At 47.8% G+C, this 17,003-nt stretch carries 16 protein-coding genes and 2 tRNA genes; 11 read left to right on the top strand and 7 right to left on the bottom strand.

The genetic code is table 11. The annotated features are described in order from the left end of the window. Positions 1-429: 429 nt before the first annotated feature. Positions 430-2,043 (top strand): recombinase family protein, encoded by a 1,614-nt coding sequence (locus tag B147_RS33520; protein ID WP_425387028.1) that lies wholly within the window; start codon positions 430-432, stop codon positions 2,041-2,043. Here the strand turns inward: B147_RS33520 and B147_RS0113920 are convergent. The 3 genes from B147_RS0113920 to B147_RS0113910 all read right to left on the bottom strand — a co-directional run bounded on the left by B147_RS0113920 (position 2,003) and on the right by B147_RS0113910 (position 4,810). After that, a tRNA-Glu gene (locus tag B147_RS0113920) sits at positions 2,003-2,080 on the bottom strand. The two genes, B147_RS33520 and B147_RS0113920, sit on opposite strands and share 41 nt — an antisense overlap. A gap of 25 nt (positions 2,081-2,105) precedes the next feature. Then, positions 2,106-2,181, bottom strand: a tRNA-Lys gene (locus B147_RS0113915). A 223-nt stretch (positions 2,182-2,404) separates the two neighbouring features. Beyond that, positions 2,405-4,810 (bottom strand): penicillin-binding protein 1A, encoded by a 2,406-nt coding sequence (locus B147_RS0113910; RefSeq protein WP_026259656.1) that lies wholly within the window; start codon positions 4,808-4,810, stop codon positions 2,405-2,407. A gap of 570 nt (positions 4,811-5,380) precedes the next feature. Here B147_RS0113910 and B147_RS0113905 point away from each other — a divergent pair. The 9 genes from B147_RS0113905 (at position 5,381) to B147_RS0113865 (ending at position 12,915) form a co-directional block, all read left to right on the top strand. Further along, the gene (locus B147_RS0113905; RefSeq protein ID WP_020587813.1) at positions 5,381-6,589 is read left to right on the top strand and encodes an ABC transporter substrate-binding protein; all 1,209 of its coding nucleotides are present in this window, start codon (positions 5,381-5,383) and stop codon (positions 6,587-6,589) included. 6 nt (positions 6,590-6,595) lie between these two features. Then, on the top strand, positions 6,596-7,315 hold the full coding sequence (locus tag B147_RS0113900) for a GTP-binding protein (RefSeq protein ID WP_020587812.1): 720 nt from the start codon (positions 6,596-6,598) through the stop codon (positions 7,313-7,315). Next, positions 7,315-8,364, top strand: a complete 1,050-nt coding sequence (locus B147_RS0113895; protein WP_020587811.1) for an ATP-binding cassette domain-containing protein — start codon at positions 7,315-7,317, stop codon at positions 8,362-8,364. The genes B147_RS0113900 and B147_RS0113895 overlap by 1 nt, the downstream gene beginning before the upstream one ends. Before the next feature lie 222 nt (positions 8,365-8,586). Next, positions 8,587-8,961, top strand: coding sequence for a phosphoribosyl-AMP cyclohydrolase (gene hisI / locus B147_RS0113890; protein ID WP_020587810.1), 375 nt, complete (start codon positions 8,587-8,589; stop codon positions 8,959-8,961). Then, positions 8,961-9,836: an ATP phosphoribosyltransferase gene (gene hisG, locus B147_RS0113885; RefSeq protein WP_020587809.1), complete on the top strand. Its 876-nt coding sequence runs from the start codon at positions 8,961-8,963 to the stop codon at positions 9,834-9,836. The genes hisI and hisG overlap by 1 nt, the downstream gene beginning before the upstream one ends. Before the next feature lie 2 nt (positions 9,837-9,838). Beyond that, complete coding sequence (locus tag B147_RS0113880) at positions 9,839-10,996, top strand: pyridoxal phosphate-dependent aminotransferase (RefSeq protein ID WP_020587808.1); 1,158 nt, start codon at positions 9,839-9,841, stop codon at positions 10,994-10,996. Beyond that, the gene (gene yihA / locus B147_RS0113875; RefSeq protein ID WP_020587807.1) at positions 10,993-11,622 is read left to right on the top strand and encodes a ribosome biogenesis GTP-binding protein YihA/YsxC; all 630 of its coding nucleotides are present in this window, start codon (positions 10,993-10,995) and stop codon (positions 11,620-11,622) included. Before B147_RS0113880 ends, yihA begins: the two co-directional genes overlap by 4 nt. After that, on the top strand, positions 11,623-12,507 hold the full coding sequence (era, locus tag B147_RS0113870; protein ID WP_020587806.1) for a GTPase Era: 885 nt from the start codon (positions 11,623-11,625) through the stop codon (positions 12,505-12,507). It abuts the gene before it with no gap. Positions 12,508-12,594: 87 nt separating this feature from the next. Next, entirely contained in the window at positions 12,595-12,915 is a 321-nt protein-coding gene (locus B147_RS0113865; RefSeq protein WP_020587805.1) for an HNH endonuclease, read from the top strand. 43 nt (positions 12,916-12,958) lie between these two features. Here the strand turns inward: B147_RS0113865 and B147_RS0113860 are convergent, their stop codons facing one another. Then, complete coding sequence (locus tag B147_RS0113860; RefSeq protein ID WP_020587804.1) at positions 12,959-13,756, bottom strand: hypothetical protein; 798 nt, start codon at positions 13,754-13,756, stop codon at positions 12,959-12,961. Positions 13,757-14,141: 385 nt separating this feature from the next. Here B147_RS0113860 and queF point away from each other — a divergent pair, with 385 nt between their 5' ends. Then, entirely contained in the window at positions 14,142-14,543 is a 402-nt protein-coding gene (queF, locus tag B147_RS0113855) for a preQ(1) synthase (RefSeq protein ID WP_020587803.1), read from the top strand. On the opposite strand, the gene dusB is transcribed toward queF, so the two are convergent. Genes dusB through B147_RS0113840 form a run of 3 tightly spaced genes read right to left on the bottom strand, consistent with a single transcriptional unit; the run spans position 14,533 to position 16,833 of the window. Continuing rightward, a complete protein-coding gene (dusB, locus tag B147_RS0113850; protein ID WP_020587802.1) occupies positions 14,533-15,501 on the bottom strand; it encodes a tRNA dihydrouridine synthase DusB in 969 nt (322 codons plus the stop codon). The two genes, queF and dusB, sit on opposite strands and share 11 nt — an antisense overlap. 38 nt (positions 15,502-15,539) lie before the next feature. Further along, positions 15,540-16,445, bottom strand: coding sequence for a DUF1848 domain-containing protein (locus B147_RS0113845; RefSeq protein ID WP_020587801.1), 906 nt, complete (start codon positions 16,443-16,445; stop codon positions 15,540-15,542). A gap of 1 nt (position 16,446) precedes the next feature. Then, the gene (locus B147_RS0113840) at positions 16,447-16,833 is read right to left on the bottom strand and encodes a hypothetical protein (protein WP_020587800.1); all 387 of its coding nucleotides are present in this window, start codon (positions 16,831-16,833) and stop codon (positions 16,447-16,449) included. Positions 16,834-17,003: the final 170 nt, after the last annotated feature.

The following is a 17,003-nucleotide window of genomic DNA, read 5'->3' as shown; positions in this document are numbered from 1 at the left end:
TGCGCGACAATAGGGAGGGATGAAAAAAGGAAAAAATGGAAGATATTAAGAGAATAACTTAGATCTCAATATTCTGCCGCCGGGGGATTTTGACCCGGCCACGGGTGGGGGATTTTAAAGTGGCCATCTGGGTTTTTTGTTTTTATGCCCCAGTAAACTCCACGCTTGAGCGCCCACCTCAAAAAACTGGGCGGAGAAGAAAACTCCTCAAGCCCGAGGAAAGGCCTCGGGGAAATTGAAAGACGTGGGGTAAACATTATTGGGAAAAAAATCAGATGAAAAAATCCAAGAATTACTTGAGGAAATGATAATTGAACTGGTCGTATCAATCCTCAAAAATAAAACTAGGGCGGACCAGGAACAATAAAATTGAATACGCCACCACATTATTTGAAGATGTGGTGGCATCCATATTAAAGGAGCGAACCTATGACAATAGAACAAGACATCAAAGGGATAGCCATTTATGTCAGGTCCAGCAAGGACCGGCATGATGTATCCTGCGAGGCACAAAGAGCAGAACTACAAGAATATGCCATTTCCAAGGGATATAACCAGATGCACATTTTCGAAGATAAGGCCCTGTCATCAACCAGGGACATCAGGCCGCAGTTTGATGACATGATAGGCCAAGCCAGCTCTGCCAATCCCCCGTTCAGAACTATCCTATGTAAGGACACCAGCCGATTTGGGCGGGACAGCACAGAAAAGAATGTTCTGCTGTGGCAGTTGAGGAAAAAGCATGGCATAGAGGTTGTATTCAAAGATATGCCCCACACCGGCAGTTTTATGGATGAAGCCTTCGAACAAATCATGTCAGCCATGGACTACATCCATTCACAGCAGAGCAAGGTTAAGGGCGTCGCCAGCATGAAGCAGAACGTCAGGAACGGATACCGGGCTGGTGGGCAGGCCCCTTTTGGATATCAACTGGAAGACATCACAATCGGCCAACACCGCAACGGGGACACCATTACCAAGACCAAACTAACCCCGGACCCGGAAACGGCCCCTTACGCAAGGGAATGCTTTGAGAGACGGGCGAAAAATGAACCAAGACGAGCCATCCTAACGGATTTTCATCGGAGAGGTGTGCCAACGCCAACGGGTTCAACTCATTGGGCGGTATCGACAGCCAAGTCCATGGAGGACAACATCGAAACCTACCTTGGCCATACCGTTTTCAACCGGCACAACGAAAGGTTGAAGAAAAACGGCAAGCCGGATGGATACAAGGAAGGCAAGAAGTTCCGGGAGCGGGAGGAATGGGTAATCACCGAAAACACCCATGAGCCGTTAGTTAGCAAAGAAATAGCCCAGATAATCATCAGCAACAAGGAGAAGGGATTGCGGGATAGCCCATATAACACCAAGACCTATCCCCTCACTGGGATATTGAAATGCGGTGTCTGTGGTGCCAATTTCATGGGCGACAGTGGTTATTACCGGTGTAATTCAAAGAGCGTAATCGGTTCCAGGTGCGCAAACAACGGCATCGCCCAGGGCATGGTAGAGCAGGCGTTGATAGCCCTGTTGACGCAGGTGGTATTAAAAGTGGGCAACCTTCAACGGGTCATTGACAAAATACACCAGCGGTTTTCAGCGGTTGATACCTCCAGGCTCACGGCCATGACCAAACAATTAGAAGATGTGGCAGACCATCGCAAGAAACTGATTGCCCTCCACATGAAAAACCTCATTGATGAAGGTGAGTTGGCAGCTGAATTGAAAATATTAAATGAAAAGAAGGCAGACCTTGAGCAGAATATAGCGGCTGAAAAAGCAGAAAGCCAGGTATCCGAAATATCAAAGGATGACATCCGGGAAGTTATTAACAATCTGTCCCAGGAAATACGTCATGCTTCACCGGAGAAACTTCGGATGGTATTTAACAACCTGTTTGAGGAAATCAAAATAAGTCCCAAAACCCAAAAACCGAAAAAGCCCTGGAGTAGGTTGTTGCTACTCAAAGGCATCTCGGTTTCTTTTACTGGGGTAAAAGTGGCGTCCCCAAGGGGATTCGAACCCCTGTCGCAGGCGTGAAAGGCCTGTGTCCTGGACCGGGCTAGACGATGGGGACACTTAACTTTCGGCACTTATTAAGTTGGTGGGCCGTGCTGGGCTCGAACCAGCGACTCTCTGCTTAAAAGGCAGATACTCTGCCAACTGAGTTAACGGCCCGTGGCAGTGCCAAAAACAGGAGCAATCTATACATTTTAAGATTGCTTGTCAACTATTTTTTTGTATTTTTTTGATTTAAATTTTATTTTAACAAATTTATAGTATCTACAGAGATAAGTGGATCCAAATTTTCCATAATGGCTGCAATGTCGGCAAAATCTGAAATTCGGGTCCCAGATCCTTTTCAAAGAATGCCAGACTCTCCATATCGGTCCATTTTTTCCTAAAAAACTTCTTTAAACAACTCTTCCGTACTCAACACCTCATCCGGACTTGGCGTATACTGCGTTGGCTCCGTGCCTTCCTTAAAATATTCAAAAATGGCATTTTGGCTCTGGGCAATGGGCAGAAGGCCGGTTTCGGCATCTATCTTAACGCTGATGATACCTTCGGGCACTGTGAATTCCCGAACGGATTTGCCTTCCAGGGCATGCTGCATATAATCCAGCCAGATTGGGCTTGCAGCCCTGGAACCTGTCTCTCCTCTGCCGATGGGTGCTCCCTGGTCAAGCCCCACCCAGACCCCGGTGGTGTACCTGGGGGTAAATCCCATGAACCAGGCATCGTGCAGATCATTGGTGGTGCCTGTTTTACCTGCGGTGGGCCGATTCAGAGCTTTAACTCTCTGCCCGGTACCCTCCTGCACCACGCTTTCAAGCATACTTGTCATGAGATAGGCCGTACCCATATCAATGACCTTCTTACGGATCAGCTTTGAAGATTCCAGAAGCCTGTTGTCCCGGTCATAAATTTCAGTAATAAATACCGGTTCAATCAGGTATCCCAGGTTGGAAAATACTGAATACGCCTTGGTCAGGTCGAGCAGGGAAACCCCTGAAGATCCAAGGGCAATGGATAGATCCCGGGAGAATGGGGCGGTGATCCCAAGTTTTTTTGCATAAGAGACGACATAATCTATACCGATATCCTGAAGGATTTTGATGGAGACAATATTTCTGGATTTGGTTAAGGCCTGGCGAAGCAACGTAGGACCGTAGAATTTATGTGCATAGTTGTGGGGTTTCCACACCCTGTCATGCAGCCTGTCCTCATATACCACCGGAGAGTCAATAATAATTGTAGCCGGCGTGTATCCCTTGTCAAGGGCCGCCGCGTACAGGATGGGCTTAAACGCGGATCCCGGCTGGCGTCTTGACTGAAATGCCCGGTTGAACTGGGAGTCTTTGAAATCTCTTCCGCCGATCATGGCTTTTACATGGCCGGTTTCAGCTTCAATGCTCAGAAGTGCGGACTGGGCAATGGGCTCCTGATATAAAGCAAATTCATATTCCGCTTCCCCCGTCATCTCCTCAAGGACCTCCAGATAGATGACATCCCCGGTTTTTAATGCCTGGGAAGGCTTGGTAATTTGGGCATATTGGTAGGATACTCTGGGGTTTGGTTTTCGTGCCCATGTCATGGTGGCCAACCGTATGATTCCTGTAGCATTACCGACCCTTACATGGGTAAGCTGATTGCGATCATCCACCTCCAGGACGACCCCTTTATATACCCCTCCTTTGACCGGGCGACTTCCGTTCAGTTCTTCGGCAACGGTGCGACTGAAATCCGTTACCTGAAGGGCGGGTATATTTTTTACAGGACCTCGGTATCCGCAACGTTTATCTAATTCTGACAGGCCTTTATTGACGGCATTCCGGGCGAATTTCTGCAGTTCAATGTTCACTGCCGTATGAATACTCACCCCCTGGGTGTAAAGCATCTCCTTACCGTATTTTTTTTCAACATAGCGTCTGACATGTTCAGTGTAACAGGGAACCCGCTCAATGAACCAGTTTTTCCGGGGTTTGACATCAAGCTTGACACCCAGGGCTTCGGTGGCCTCCAGGTTAGAAATCATACCCTCTTCCTTCATGCGGTTCAGGGTATACACCTGGCGCTGCCTGGCCAGCTCCGGATGATGAAAGGGGCTGTATCTGCTGGGTGCCTGGGGCAGGCCTGCCAGCATGGCACATTCAGCCAGGGTCAGGTCCTTGGCATGTTTTCCGAAATAATTTTCAGACGCCGCTTCAACGCCGTAAGCGCCGTGTCCCAGGTAAATCTGATTCAAATAAAGGAAGAGGATTTCATCTTTGGAAAGCTTTTTTTCAATTTTATAAGCAAGAATCGCCTCTTTAAATTTGCGTTCATACGTCTTTTCCGGGGTAAGAAGAAAAGATTTTGTCACCTGCTGGGTGATGGTGGACCCCCCCTGCACAATGGTACCGGCCTTAAAATTTTTAATAAACGCCCTGACAATGGATTTCACATCAATGCCGGGGTGTTCCCTGAAGCGGGAATCTTCTGCCGCCACAAACGCATTAAGCAGATTGACAGGCATATCCGACAACGGAATGACAATTCTGCGCTCTTTGTAAAACTCACCGATTTTTCTGCCGTCATCGGAGAACACATTGGTCACAATGGCCGGGCGGTAATCATTGAGCGTATTGATCTGGGGAAGGTCCTGGCTGAGATAAAAAAATCCGGCGGTAATGGCGGCGCATCCCGCAATAACGGCAAGGATGAGCAGGATGAATAGCCACATGAAAAGGGAGAACCATGTGCTTCTTTCTTTCTTCTTGCTTCGCTTCTTCAAAATCTGGGTCCGGCTTTGTTGTTTTGTCATAAGGTTTCGAAATAGTATTATATTTTGATAAAATAGTTGCTTTTATCAGATTAGAATTAAGATGGCAATAGAAAGGCAGAGGCCTATCTGTCCGAAACGCGGCGTCGAGCTATACATTGAGGGGGTGTTCAGCAAGCGTGTGAAATCCGGAGAGATGCCTTTTTATGCAATCCACAAATAATGTAACTTAAATGTACCAAAACCATTAAATAACAAATTTGTGTTTATTTTTGAAGCTACAAATCCCACTCTGACATATATGACAATATTGTTATTGTTCACCTCTTCTGATTCATAAAAACCGCAAAGGTTCTATAACAGTCATGAACTGACCCTGCCTATCAACGTCTATCCCCATCCCACAACAAAACATGATTACAATTCAACAAGTTAATTTGGCGTCCACAATAAAAATTAAAAAATTTTATAGCTGTAGTCTTCTTTAATCAAACATTCTATGATCAAAGTTATTGCGTGGAAACTGTTTTTGAGCCGCCTGGCATTAGAATTGCTGTCAATTATGAGAAGTGTCCCGATAATCAAAAAAATAGTAAAGGAGACCCGGATAATATGCCAACCAACATTCATGCAGACTTGAAAATATATGAGATAATCCAGCGCTTTCCCCAGACCCGGTCGGTTTTTGTGGCAAATGGCCTGGGCGCCCTGGTCAGCGACGATGCCATGCGGGTGCTTGCACCGTTTTTAACCCTGGGCACCGCGCTAAAAAGTCGATTTATCAACATTGAGGCATTCATTGAGATGCTTGAGGGCGCCATCGCCCGGGAGCCTGTAATTGACACGCCCGGCCTGGCCTCCATGGAAGCCCAGAAAGACTTGAGCTTTCTGGGGCTTATGCCCTGTGGTTTAAAAATGCCCTTTAGCCGGGCGTTTTCCCAATTTTTAAACGAACTCCAAACCCAAGAGGGGCTTGGCATTCAATCGGCGGTTGAAGGGAATGTAAACCAGGAACTGTCTTATTATTCCTATGTTGACACCATTGAATCCAAAGATGAACTTCCTGATATTATTGTGTCAGCTGATTTTAATGTTTTTCTAGGCCGGCGGTTTTACAACCATTTTGTAGCTCCGGGACATTTTACAGGCTATGGCGAACTATCTGCCGGACCCAATTTTTCAGATGCGCAAATTTTAGATCCCAAAAACGAATATACCATTTTGTGCATAAATCCTCTGGTGGTGATCGCCAACCTTGATAAGCTGGAAAACAGAGAACTGCCGCGCACCTGGGAAGATATGCTAGCACCGGAGTGGAAAAAAAGCCTGATCATCAGGGGAGGAGACGGATTTTATTGTCACGCGGTTCTGCTGCCCATATTCAAGGAATTCGGCAACAAGGGGTTAGAGGCCTTGGCAGGCAATGTGCTTGAAGGGCTCCATCCGGCACAGATGGTCAACCGGATAGACAATAACGGTCCGGGTGCACTTTATGTGATGCCGGCTTTTTTTGCCGACCGCATCCGCCACCAGGAGCGAATTAAGAGGATATGGCCGGATGACGGGGCCCTTGCAAGCCCGGTCATTCTCCAGGTCAAACCTGAAAAAAAAGAGGAACTCAAACCGGTTCTTGATTATCTTGTGGGCAATCAGCTTGCACAGATCCTTGCAGGTGCCGGATTTCCCGTGCCCCATGCAGATGTGGCCGCCGATGTCCAGACAAAACCACTGAAATGGCTGGGGTGGGATTTCTTAAAACAGAATGACCTGCCTGCCTTAAATGTTGAAATTGATAAAATCTTCACGCCCCTGGCTCCTTGATGTTCCATGAACCAGGTATTGAAAAAAGCGGATTCGTCTATCAGGCTGGTAACGGTAGCCGGACCGCCTTCAAGCGGAAAAACCTCTTTGATCCTGCATACGGCAGCAGTGCTGTCGGACCAAGGGCTTCGTATCGGTATCATCAAGTTCGACTGCCTTACCGGAGACGATCACAAAAGATATGAGTGCGCCGGCCTGCCTGTGAAAAAAGGGCTGGCCGGAGGGCTGTGTCCGGATCATTTCTTTATTGCAAATATTGAGGCTTGTGTGCAATGGGGTCTCAGCCAGGGCTTTGACCTGTTGATCAGTGAAAGTGCAGGGCTTTGCAACCGGTGTTCTCCCCATATTAAAGGGGTTCTGGCCGTGTGTGTCATTGATCATTTAAGCGGTGTGAATACACCCAGAAAAATCGGCCCCATGTTGAAAAACGCCGATCTTGTGGTACTGACCAAGGGGGACATTGTTTCCCAGGCTGAACGGGAAGTCTTTTCCTTTCGTGTCCGCCAGGCCAATGCAAAGGCTGCGGTACTGCCGGTCAATGGGTTAACGGGCCAGGGATCTCTTCTGGCTGCCGGTCATTTTAAAACAGCGCCCGCCATTCATTCACTTAACGGGATGCGTCTTCGTTTTACCATGCCCGCCGCCCTGTGTTCCTATTGTTTAGGAGAGACCAGGATCGGGCCTGACAGCCAGATCGGCAATGTCAAAACCATGGATTTTACGTGATGGGAAACGTGAACACAAAAGAGAACACGGATAGAGACATTTTAAATCTTGGTCTTGATACGCTGATAGGAAAATATCCATATCTGACGGATTTTTTCAGCGCCCTTGAGATTGATCCTTGTCCGGGGCAAAAGACACTGGCCATGGTCATTGAAAACCTGTCACCGGACCATTTGGGCAAATTTGGCCTGGACCACGAATCCCTGTCCACCCAGATTCTTGAATTTATTGCAAAGATGGAACAGTGCCGGCACAAGCGCCATGATAGCCTGGATCACCTGGTCATTGAGGCCGGATTCGATAAAAACGGGCATCCGGAAGCAATGGGAATCACCCTTTTTCCCGGTGAGGTGGTCAGTGTGGTGGGACCCACCGGTTCCGGCAAAAGCCAGCTTCTCTCGGATATTGAGTGCCTGGCCCAGGGGGATACCCCTTCGGGACGAAACGTGTTGCCGGACGGCAAACCGCTGGATGCACAGTCGCGTTTTTCCGGCGAGTTCAGACTGGTGGCCCAGCTTTCCCAGAACATGAATTTTGTTATGGATCTGACCGTGGAGGCATTTTTGCAAATGCATGCCGAAAGCCGCCTGATTGACAATATTCCTGAAAAAATAGAGCAGATCTACCAGTCTGCCGTCATGCTTGCCGGCGAACCGTTTTCCCTGGACACAGCCATTACGTCTCTCTCCGGCGGTCAGTCCCGGGCGCTGATGATCGCTGATGTGGCCTATCTGAGTGCATCCCCCGTGGTGTTGATTGATGAAATTGAAAATGCGGGCATAGACCGCGTCAAAGCGGTTTCCCTGCTGCTCAACAAGGACAAAATTGTCCTGATTGCCACCCACGATCCATTGCTTGCGCTGTCCTGCGACCGGCGTATTGTGATAAAAAACGGCAGTATTGCCGATGTGGTCAAAACGTTAGAGGCGGAGAAAAAAAGCGCTGCCTGCCTGTCCGGCCTGGACAAAAAGCTGGGCCTTTTGCGGGAACGGGTTCGAAAGGGGAAACACCTGGTTTTTGACCAAAATTTTTTCTTTGACCATTCTTGATCCATAGCAGTTCTTCCATGAATCCTTCTTAATTCTATTTTCAAATTGACATTTTGTGCCCAACCCATTAAATATTTAAGTTTTGATATGGTTGGTCGGATAAAATATGTATAATATTAAAGTGCTTCCAAATGTTTGGGCGCCTTAATGACCCGGCTTCAAGCGGCACTTGCCGCCTTCAATTTATCGAACACTCAAAATTATAAGGAAGACAGAAGAGTCATGCCGGAACTTGATTTTGACAAAACCGGCGGGCTGATCCCCGCCATTGCCCAGGACGCAGATACAGGTGAGGTGCTGATGCTGGCCTATATGAACCAGGAGGCCTTTGAAGAAACACTTGCCTGCGGCAATGCCGTATATTACAGCCGGTCCAGAAAAAAATTATGGAAAAAGGGAGAAACCTCGGGACACGTTCAAAAAGTCAGGGAGATCCGGGTGGACTGTGATAATGACACCGTGCTTCTTAAGGTAACCCAGATAGGCGGTGCCGCTTGCCACAAAGGGTACAAGAGCTGTTTTTACAAGGTTGTTGAAAACAATGAATTCAAAATAGTTGAACAGCGGGTCTTTGACCCGGAAAAGGTATACAAATAATGAATAAGAAGTTAAAGCTGGGCATTCCCAAAGGAAGCCTGCAAAATGCGACCGTCAACCTGTTCAGACGTTCGGGATGGAAAATAAACGTGGAAGGCAGAAGCTATTTCCCGGACATTGATGATGACACCATTGAATGCGCCCTGTGCCGGGCCCAGGAAATGTCCATCAATGTGGAATCCGGGGTTATTGACGCCGGCCTGACCGGCCTTGACTGGGTGGCGGAGCATGAGTCTGATGTCCATGTGGTGGCTGATCTTGTTTATTCAAAGGTTTCAGCCCGTCCGGCCCGCTGGGTGGTCGCCGTGGCTGGTGATTCCGACATGAACACCCTTGAGGACCTGGAAGGCAAAACCATTTCCACGGAACTTGTAAAATTTACAAAACGCTTTTTTGAATCCCGTAACATTAATGTGAATGTTAAATTTTCCTGGGGTGCCACAGAAGCCAAAATCGTATCCGGCCTTGCCGATGCCATTGTGGAGATCACGGAGACCGAAAGCACGATCCGGGCGCACAATTTAAAAGTGATCCACGAGATCATGAAAACCAACACCCAGCTCATTGCCAATAAAACCGCCTGGCAAGATCCTATAAAACGGGAAAAAATTGAGCAGATTGCCATGCTGCTCCAGGCAGCTCTTGTGGCAGAAAAGCTTGTAATGCTTAAAATGAATGTCCCTGAATCAAAAATTGCTGGTGTGGTAGACCTTCTGCCAAGCCTGAACGCCCCCACCGTGGCCTCCCTTTACCAATCCGACTGGTTCTCCGTAGAGACCGTGGTTGAAAACAGTGTGGTCCGGGATCTGATCCCCCAACTGTTGAAGGCAGGTGCTGAAGGTATCATTGAATGTGCATTAAATAAGGTAATCTGAAAATGACTGTGGCCAAACGATGTGAACAGATGAAACCGTTCATTGCCATGGACGTGATGGAAAAGATCCATAAGATGGAAGCCCAGGGGATTGACGTGATTCACATGGAGATCGGAGAGCCCGACTTTAATGTGCCTGAATGCGTCAACAGGGTCTGTGTCGAAGCGCTGGAACAGAACGAAACCAGCTACACCAACAGCCTGGGAGATCTTCGCCTGCGCCGGGCCATCAGTGATTATCACAAACGCATCTACGGCACAGATGTGGATCCCGACCAGATCCTTGTAACAAACGGAACCTCCCCGGCTATGCTTCTGGTGTTCAGCGCACTGCTGAACCCCGGTGATGAGGTCATTGTTTCAGACCCCCATTACGCCTGCTATGCCAATTTCATCCGGTATGTCCAAGGGGAACCTGTTTTTGTCAAGGTGCATGAGCAGAACGGCTTTATCTATACACCCGAAGCGATCAGGGAAAAAATTACACCGAAGACCAAGGCTATTTTTATCAATTCCCCGTCCAATCCAACGGGGACCGTCATCTCCGAGGACCGGATGAAGGAGATTGTTGACGTTGCCAAAGAACATGGTCTGTATATTGTTTCCGACGAAATTTACCATGGACTGACCTATGAAGGAAAAGACCACTCCATTTTGGAATTTACCGACCAGGCATTTGTTCTCAATGGGTTTTCCAAACTGTTTGCCATGACAGGGCTTCGCCTGGGTTACCTGATTGCGCCCCCCAAATTTATCCGGGCCCTTCAGGTGCTGCAGCAAAATTTCTTTATCTGTGCCAATTCGGTTACCCAGCTGGCAGGTGCAGCAGCACTGACCGATGCGGATAAGGAAACCCAGGCCATGCGCGATACATACAATGAGCGCAGAAAGTTCATGATCAAGCGGCTTAAAGAGATGGGGCTTTCAATGCTGGTGGAGCCCACCGGTGCTTTTTATGTTTTTGTAAGCTTTAAACATATATCCACCGATTCCTATGCCCTGGCATTTGATATCCTGGAAAAGGCGCACATCGGGGTTACCCCGGGCATTGATTTCGGTGCCAATGGTGAAGGGTATATACGATTCTCCTATGCCAATTCCCTGGACAACCTTAAAATCGGAATGGACCGTCTGGAAGGATATTTAAAAAAGTACGCATGAAAATCCGTGCCGTTGAATTTATAAAAAGTGCGGTAAAGCCCGCCCATTATCCGGAATACGATTTCCCGGAAATTGCGTTTGCGGGCAGATCCAATGTGGGAAAATCTTCTTTGATCAACACCTTGATTAACCGCAAGGATATGGTCAAAACAAGTTCCCGGCCCGGATGCACCCAGCTGATTAATTTTTTTCTGGTCAGTGGAGATATGCCCCAGGGGGATGCGCCCCAGGAAGAATTGTCCCTGGTGGATCTTCCCGGATATGGGTACGCCAAGGTGTCCAAAAAAATCAGGGCACAATGGCAGCCCATGGTGGAAACATATGTAGGGACGCGCAATAATCTGCTGGGGCTGATTCTGCTCATGGATATCCGCAGGGACCCCGGCAAAGAAGAGCTTGATATGGTCCGCTGGCTTGAATCAAAGCAGATGCCCTGTCTTCTGGTGTTGACCAAGGCGGATAAATTATCAAAAACCAAACAGTTAAAGCAGTTGGATGCCGCCTGCACGGCGTTTAACCGGGACCGGAACGGGATCGTTCTTTTTTCGGCTAAGACCCGCCAGGGCCGCCAGACCATATGGGATGAAATCCACAACCTCATTGATTGGTACCAGGAGGAAGAATAGATGTCTAAGATCTCCCGTTCGGGATTTGTTGGTATTATCGGCGCGCCCAACGCCGGGAAATCCACCCTGCTCAATCAGGTTCTGGGTCAAAAAATTTCAATTACATCCAAAAAGCCCCAGACCACCCGGGACCGTATCCTTGGTGTCGTGAATCGTCCCCATTCCCAAATCGTGTTTCTGGATACGCCGGGAATTCACAAAAGCACAACCCTGCTTAATCAGCGAATCGTGGACCAGGCGGTCCAGGCCATGGGCGATGTGGATTTGATTCTTTTTATGGTGGATGCGGCATCCCGGAACTATGCGTCGGAAAAGATGATCGTAAAGCGGTTTGAAACCGTGGGCAAACCGGTCATTCTGGCGCTGAACAAAATTGATCTGGCCAAAAAAGCGGCTGTATATGAGCAGGTGGAGATGTTCCGGCATATGTATGCGTTTGAGACGATTGTACCTGTCTCTGCCAGAAAAAACATTCAGGTGGATCTGCTCCTTGATGAAGTGGAATCCCGCCTGCCCCAGGGGCCACCCCTTTATCCCGAGGAGACCTTTACCGATGTTTCCGAAAAATATATGGTCAGCGAAATTATCCGGGAAAAGGTGTTCAGACTCACCGGCATGGAGATCCCCTATTCATCCGCTGTAACGGTGGATGCTTTTGACGTGGAAAAAAAGCTGATCGTCATCCATGCCAGCATTCATCTGGTGCGCGATTCCCAAAAGGGTATTGTCATAGGAAAAAACGGAAGTATGCTCAAGCGAATCGGATCAAACGCCAGGAAAGATATTGAACAGATGCTGGGCAGCAAGGTGCTGCTTAAACTCTTTGTTAAGGTAACCCGGGATTGGGTGTCCAATAAGCGCCACCTCAGTGAATTCGGATATTAACGCGTTTGAACGAAAAATAATCCACCAGCCGTGTTACAGAAAAATTTGCATCCGGGCCACTTTTCATCCAAACACAGGACTGACGATATGACTGACATAAATTTTTTTTCTTTTCCCGACGATACGGTATTGAAAAAGGAACGGGCTAAGGCCAGGCAGCTTCGGAGCAGCCAATGGTGGAAGCGAAAACGATCGGTGGGGATATGTCACTATTGCGGGAAAAAATTTCCCCCCAAAGAGTTGACCATGGACCATGTGATTCCCCTTTCCCGGGGAGGGCACTCGGAAAAATTTAACCTGGTCCCCTGCTGCAAGGAATGCAATACTCAAAAGCAACGAATGTTGCCGGCGGAGTGGGATGAATATATGGTACGCCTACAGGCTGATAAAAAAAACCGACCGGAGTGAATCCGGTCGGTTTTTATATTTTTGTACAATTAATGATTAATTGCTATTTGTTGCTGCACAGTCTGTGGATGGTCTGGGCATGCCATTCTCCACGACCTGAAAAGGTGGGCTGTCCAAGATCTATGAGATACTTGGCAACCTGGTCATAGGTGGCCCCTTGTTCACGCATGGTGTTGATGATCTCCATAATCTCTTCTCTGGGCATCAGATCTACGGCTTCACCGGATGATGATTCTGACGGTGCTGCTGGTGTTGGTGATGTAACAATCTTTCTGCGTTTTTTTACAATACTATTGTCTTGGTTGACATTTTGAGCTGCTGCCCTCCGGCGTTCTTCTTCAGCCATCTCCGCTTTGAGCAGATCTTCCACAGTGCCGTCAACATCTTCTTCTTCATCCGGAGCCTGGGACGATATATAATGATGCTCAAACGTCGGGGCGATATCCATCTCCTGGTCCGGGGAAAGATTCAGGCGGTCCATGATGATCTCAATGGCGTCAGCCTGGCGCTGGAGAAGATCTGCAGTTCTTTCCTGAATCGTAATCATATATTCCTGGTTTTTAATCAGAATATCAACCTGGGTGCCTAAATTATCCAGAATATCGGCCAAAAGAACGGTATTGGGATCTTCAGGTACCTGGTTGCCGGGTGTCTGGGGTCCTCCTGGAGGCATGGGACGTTTCATTTGCTGGGATCTATTATTACTGGGATAACCGGATCCCCCATATGAATTGAACCGGGATGTATTGGAATAGTACGAATTGTCAAAATTCTTTCTTGTTTTAGGTGTTCTCGCCTTCTCAGCCTGGCCGTTACGAAGGCTTTGTAAAAAATCGTTCATAATAAATAACCTCTTTCTCCTTGATTCCCCTTATGCCGCATGTTTAAATTTTTATCGGCCCGGGAGGTGCCTTGGTCTTCCTTAATCAACTAATGCGAGCAATAATAAGGATTTAATAATTCATTTTCTTTGGGTATATCGCAATCGCTCTTATCGTATTTTTTAAACCGCTTGTCAAGAAAAATTTTAACAAAATCCTAATACTGCACGATCAGGATTTTGTCGATTAAATGTTCATCAAAAGCAAGCTTGTCGTCGGCAGTCTGTTTCGAAGCATATTGAATACTTCGATGGTGTATGATAACATAATCTCCGAAAGATTGGCAACCCGTCAGAAATAAATTTTCGGGTAAAAATTGTAAAGATTTACGAAGAAAGCGTGTAGATGAAAAATAAGCACTACGACATCCCTTTTACAGTGGATACGGCTGATGTCATTACATCGGATCTGCTGGAACCCATTGAATATGCATATAAATCCAAACGCAGCATTGATATTAAAATTACCCAGCCCGAATACACTTCGGTCTGCCCCATGACAGGTTTGCCGGATAACGGGACGATCATTATCGAGTACCGCCCGGACGCCCATCTGGTGGAATTAAAATCACTTAAATATTATCTGATGCAATACAGAAACGTCGGAATGTTTTATGAGCATGTAGTGAATAAAATTCTGGACGATCTGGTCTCGGTCATAAATCCCCTTTACATGAAGGTGACCGGCGAATTCACTCCCCGCGGGGGGATTTCGTCCGTGGGATCTGCCGAATATATCAAGCCTTGAGGCCCGCCTCGAAATCCCGGATCATCTCAAGGGCCTGGGCACTGCTTGAAAGGGTGGATAATTCTTTGCGGAACGCGGCAGCTCCGGGCAACCCCCGGATAAACCATGCAAGCCTTCCCCGGAGCATTCTGCATGCCGTGGTTTCCCCGAAATAGGATACATACCCCTGGGTCAGCGCTTCCATTTTCCTGAAGATGGCCCAAGGCTCAGGTCGGGTGAATGTGCCATGGGCCACATACTGTTCGATCTGTGAAAGGACGAACGGATTGGCCATGGCCGCCCTTCCCACCATGACGGCGTCACAGCCTGTTTGAGAAAGCATTTCGCCTGCGTCCTGGGGGGTAATGATATCGCCGTTTCCAATCACGGGAATCCGGATAGCCTGTTTAAGCCGTGCAATCAGGTGCCGGTCCGCCTTCCCCTTGAATCCCTGCGTTGCGGTTCTCGGGTGAAAGGCAATGGCGTCGACCCCCTGGTCTTCGGCGATTTTTGCCAAATTCACGGCCTGATCCCCGGACGCATCCCACCCGCTGCGTATTTTTATGGTAAAGGGAAGAGGTGTAGCGTCCCTGACAGCCTTTAAAATTTTTTGGGCAAGGACGGGCTCCTTCATCAGCGCGACACCGGCGCCTTGCTTAATAACTTTTTTGACACTGCACCCAAAATTGATGTCAATAATATCCGCTACGCCAAGATCAGTGATAAATGCGGCAGCCTGCCCCATGGACACCGGCTCCGACCCAAAAATCTGGACGGACAAAGGCCGCTCGCTTTCCTGTGACTTAAGCAGGGTTACCGTTTTTCCCGAGTTGTAAAATATGCCTTTGGCACTGATCATCTCCGAGCATACCACAGCGCACCCGCAATCTTTTATCAGCTGCCTGAAGGGCAGATTGGTAATCCCTGCCAGAGGCGCCAGAAAGGTGATGCCGTTAATTTCCAAGTCTTTTATTTTCATATTTTATTGTAGGCTAATTGGGGGATTGACAGGGCGGGTCAATCCATGGACGGTTTTGTGATGTCAAGGCCCGTTCTGGCATAGCAGAAAAGGCAGTTGTGGAAACAAGGATGGTCTTCATAGGAACCGATATCAAACGATTTTGTGCATTGACAGCCCTTTTTACGCCGTTGTCCATAATCGCCGCGGGTTTCCGGATTCCCCCCAAATAAGGTTTTATAAAGGCGCCCATTGATGCAGGCGCTCGGGGATGCATATGTGTCTAATCCTGCTGCGTCCATCAATTCTTTTTCACAGCATAAAAAAAGGCCCATGCCAAGGGGTTTTAGGAATTTGGCCATACTGCGGATAATATTTGCCCTGCGCTCCATGCCGGGATCTATGAATTTGATTATGGGGCTGCCCGGCTCAGCCATGCGTTTGATTCTTGCCGCTACTTTTTTGTACGGATCATAAAAACTGGTAATACATTTTTTGATACCCATTTGTGACAATTGCCCTGCAATATATTCAAAGGCATCAAGATTGTCGAACACCTTGCCGCCCTTCTCATAAAAACAGATGGGGTCAAAGCGCCAGGCAATCTGTACGGGACTGAAGTCCCGGGCAATACGCCGTGCCTGCTCCAAACGTGCTGACAGATCAGGCAAACCGGGTTCAAGCTCTTTTAGAGGTGTATTGATGGTAAAATTGAAGAACAGATTGAATCCTTTATGGGCTAAAATTTTATGGGCGCTCAAGTCCAGGAACGGGCCATAGTTTTTGGACCAGAAAACAATGGTATGAATGTCTTTGGCGGTTGCGCCAATCCTTCTGGACTGCCTGTTAAATGGATTGGTCACAATAAAATAGCCTTTTTCAATTCTATCCAGAAACCAGGAGGTATACCATCCTGGAATATCCGTACGCCTGGAGGCGGACAAAATGCCGGTCGGGCCGGTCAATCTATGGCTCCTGCCCGTTTTTATGGTTTTTTCGTTTGGAAAAGGAGATGATGTTGCCCTTATTTTTTTCGGGCGGATCACCCGATTCAAGTGATTCAGGCTTTTTGCCGTTTTCAGGTAATGTTTCAGGTTCGTCGTCATGTTCACCGGGCAGGACAGGGGCAACCACTTTTTCCAGCCGCATGCTTTTGCCGTTCATGGAAAAGACCTCTCCATTGATGTATTCCGCTTTTAAAATCCAGGTAACGACCTGCACTGGAACCTGAAGCATCAGCAATCTGATCTGATACCAGTCTTTTTTATGGTCCGGCACAATATCTTCAATTCTGGCAAAACTGAGAGGGGCGTCTTCCATGTAAATCAGTACAATATCTTGTATTTCAGCCATGAGGCCTCCATAATCAGGCGTTGGTATGTTAAAATTTTATTTCCGGTCGAACTTTAAATATTAAAGAGCGTCCGACCAGAACCATATACCACAGACGTAAAATTATCAAACATTGTAACTCGGAAGGAGATAGTGAATGGAATTTTTGATTATGATCGGGTTTGTTGCAG

Origin of the sequence: Desulfobacter curvatus DSM 3379, assembly GCF_000373985.1 — a bacterium.
GTDB classification, from domain to species: Bacteria; Desulfobacterota; Desulfobacteria; order Desulfobacterales; family Desulfobacteraceae; genus Desulfobacter; species Desulfobacter curvatus.
This window is presented reverse-complemented; position numbering and strand designations above follow the sequence as displayed.

What these genes read in the sequence shown, in the direction of transcription:
- B147_RS0113860 (WP_020587804.1), bottom strand. Translation starts at nt 13,756, where the DNA reads ATGAACGATTTTTTACAAAGCCTTCGTAACGGCCAGGCTGAGAAGGCG.
- dusB (WP_020587802.1), bottom strand. Translation starts at nt 15,501, where the DNA reads ATGAAAATAAAAGACTTGGAAATTAACGGCATCACCTTTCTGGCGCCT.
- B147_RS33520 (WP_425387028.1), top strand. Translation starts at nt 430, where the DNA reads ATGACAATAGAACAAGACATCAAAGGGATAGCCATTTATGTCAGGTCC.
- B147_RS0113895 (WP_020587811.1), top strand. Translation starts at nt 7,315, where the DNA reads ATGGGAAACGTGAACACAAAAGAGAACACGGATAGAGACATTTTAAAT.
- B147_RS0113910 (WP_026259656.1), bottom strand. Translation starts at nt 4,810, where the DNA reads ATGACAAAACAACAAAGCCGGACCCAGATTTTGAAGAAGCGAAGCAAG.
- B147_RS0113880 (WP_020587808.1), top strand. Translation starts at nt 9,839, where the DNA reads ATGACTGTGGCCAAACGATGTGAACAGATGAAACCGTTCATTGCCATG.
- B147_RS0113840 (WP_020587800.1), bottom strand. Translation starts at nt 16,833, where the DNA reads ATGGCTGAAATACAAGATATTGTACTGATTTACATGGAAGACGCCCCT.
- hisG (WP_020587809.1), top strand. Translation starts at nt 8,961, where the DNA reads ATGAATAAGAAGTTAAAGCTGGGCATTCCCAAAGGAAGCCTGCAAAAT.
- queF (WP_020587803.1), top strand. Translation starts at nt 14,142, where the DNA reads ATGAAAAATAAGCACTACGACATCCCTTTTACAGTGGATACGGCTGAT.
- hisI (WP_020587810.1), top strand. Translation starts at nt 8,587, where the DNA reads ATGCCGGAACTTGATTTTGACAAAACCGGCGGGCTGATCCCCGCCATT.
- B147_RS0113905 (WP_020587813.1), top strand. Translation starts at nt 5,381, where the DNA reads ATGCCAACCAACATTCATGCAGACTTGAAAATATATGAGATAATCCAG.
- B147_RS0113900 (WP_020587812.1), top strand. Translation starts at nt 6,596, where the DNA reads ATGAACCAGGTATTGAAAAAAGCGGATTCGTCTATCAGGCTGGTAACG.
- era (WP_020587806.1), top strand. Translation starts at nt 11,623, where the DNA reads ATGTCTAAGATCTCCCGTTCGGGATTTGTTGGTATTATCGGCGCGCCC.
- B147_RS0113865 (WP_020587805.1), top strand. Translation starts at nt 12,595, where the DNA reads ATGACTGACATAAATTTTTTTTCTTTTCCCGACGATACGGTATTGAAA.
- yihA (WP_020587807.1), top strand. Translation starts at nt 10,993, where the DNA reads ATGAAAATCCGTGCCGTTGAATTTATAAAAAGTGCGGTAAAGCCCGCC.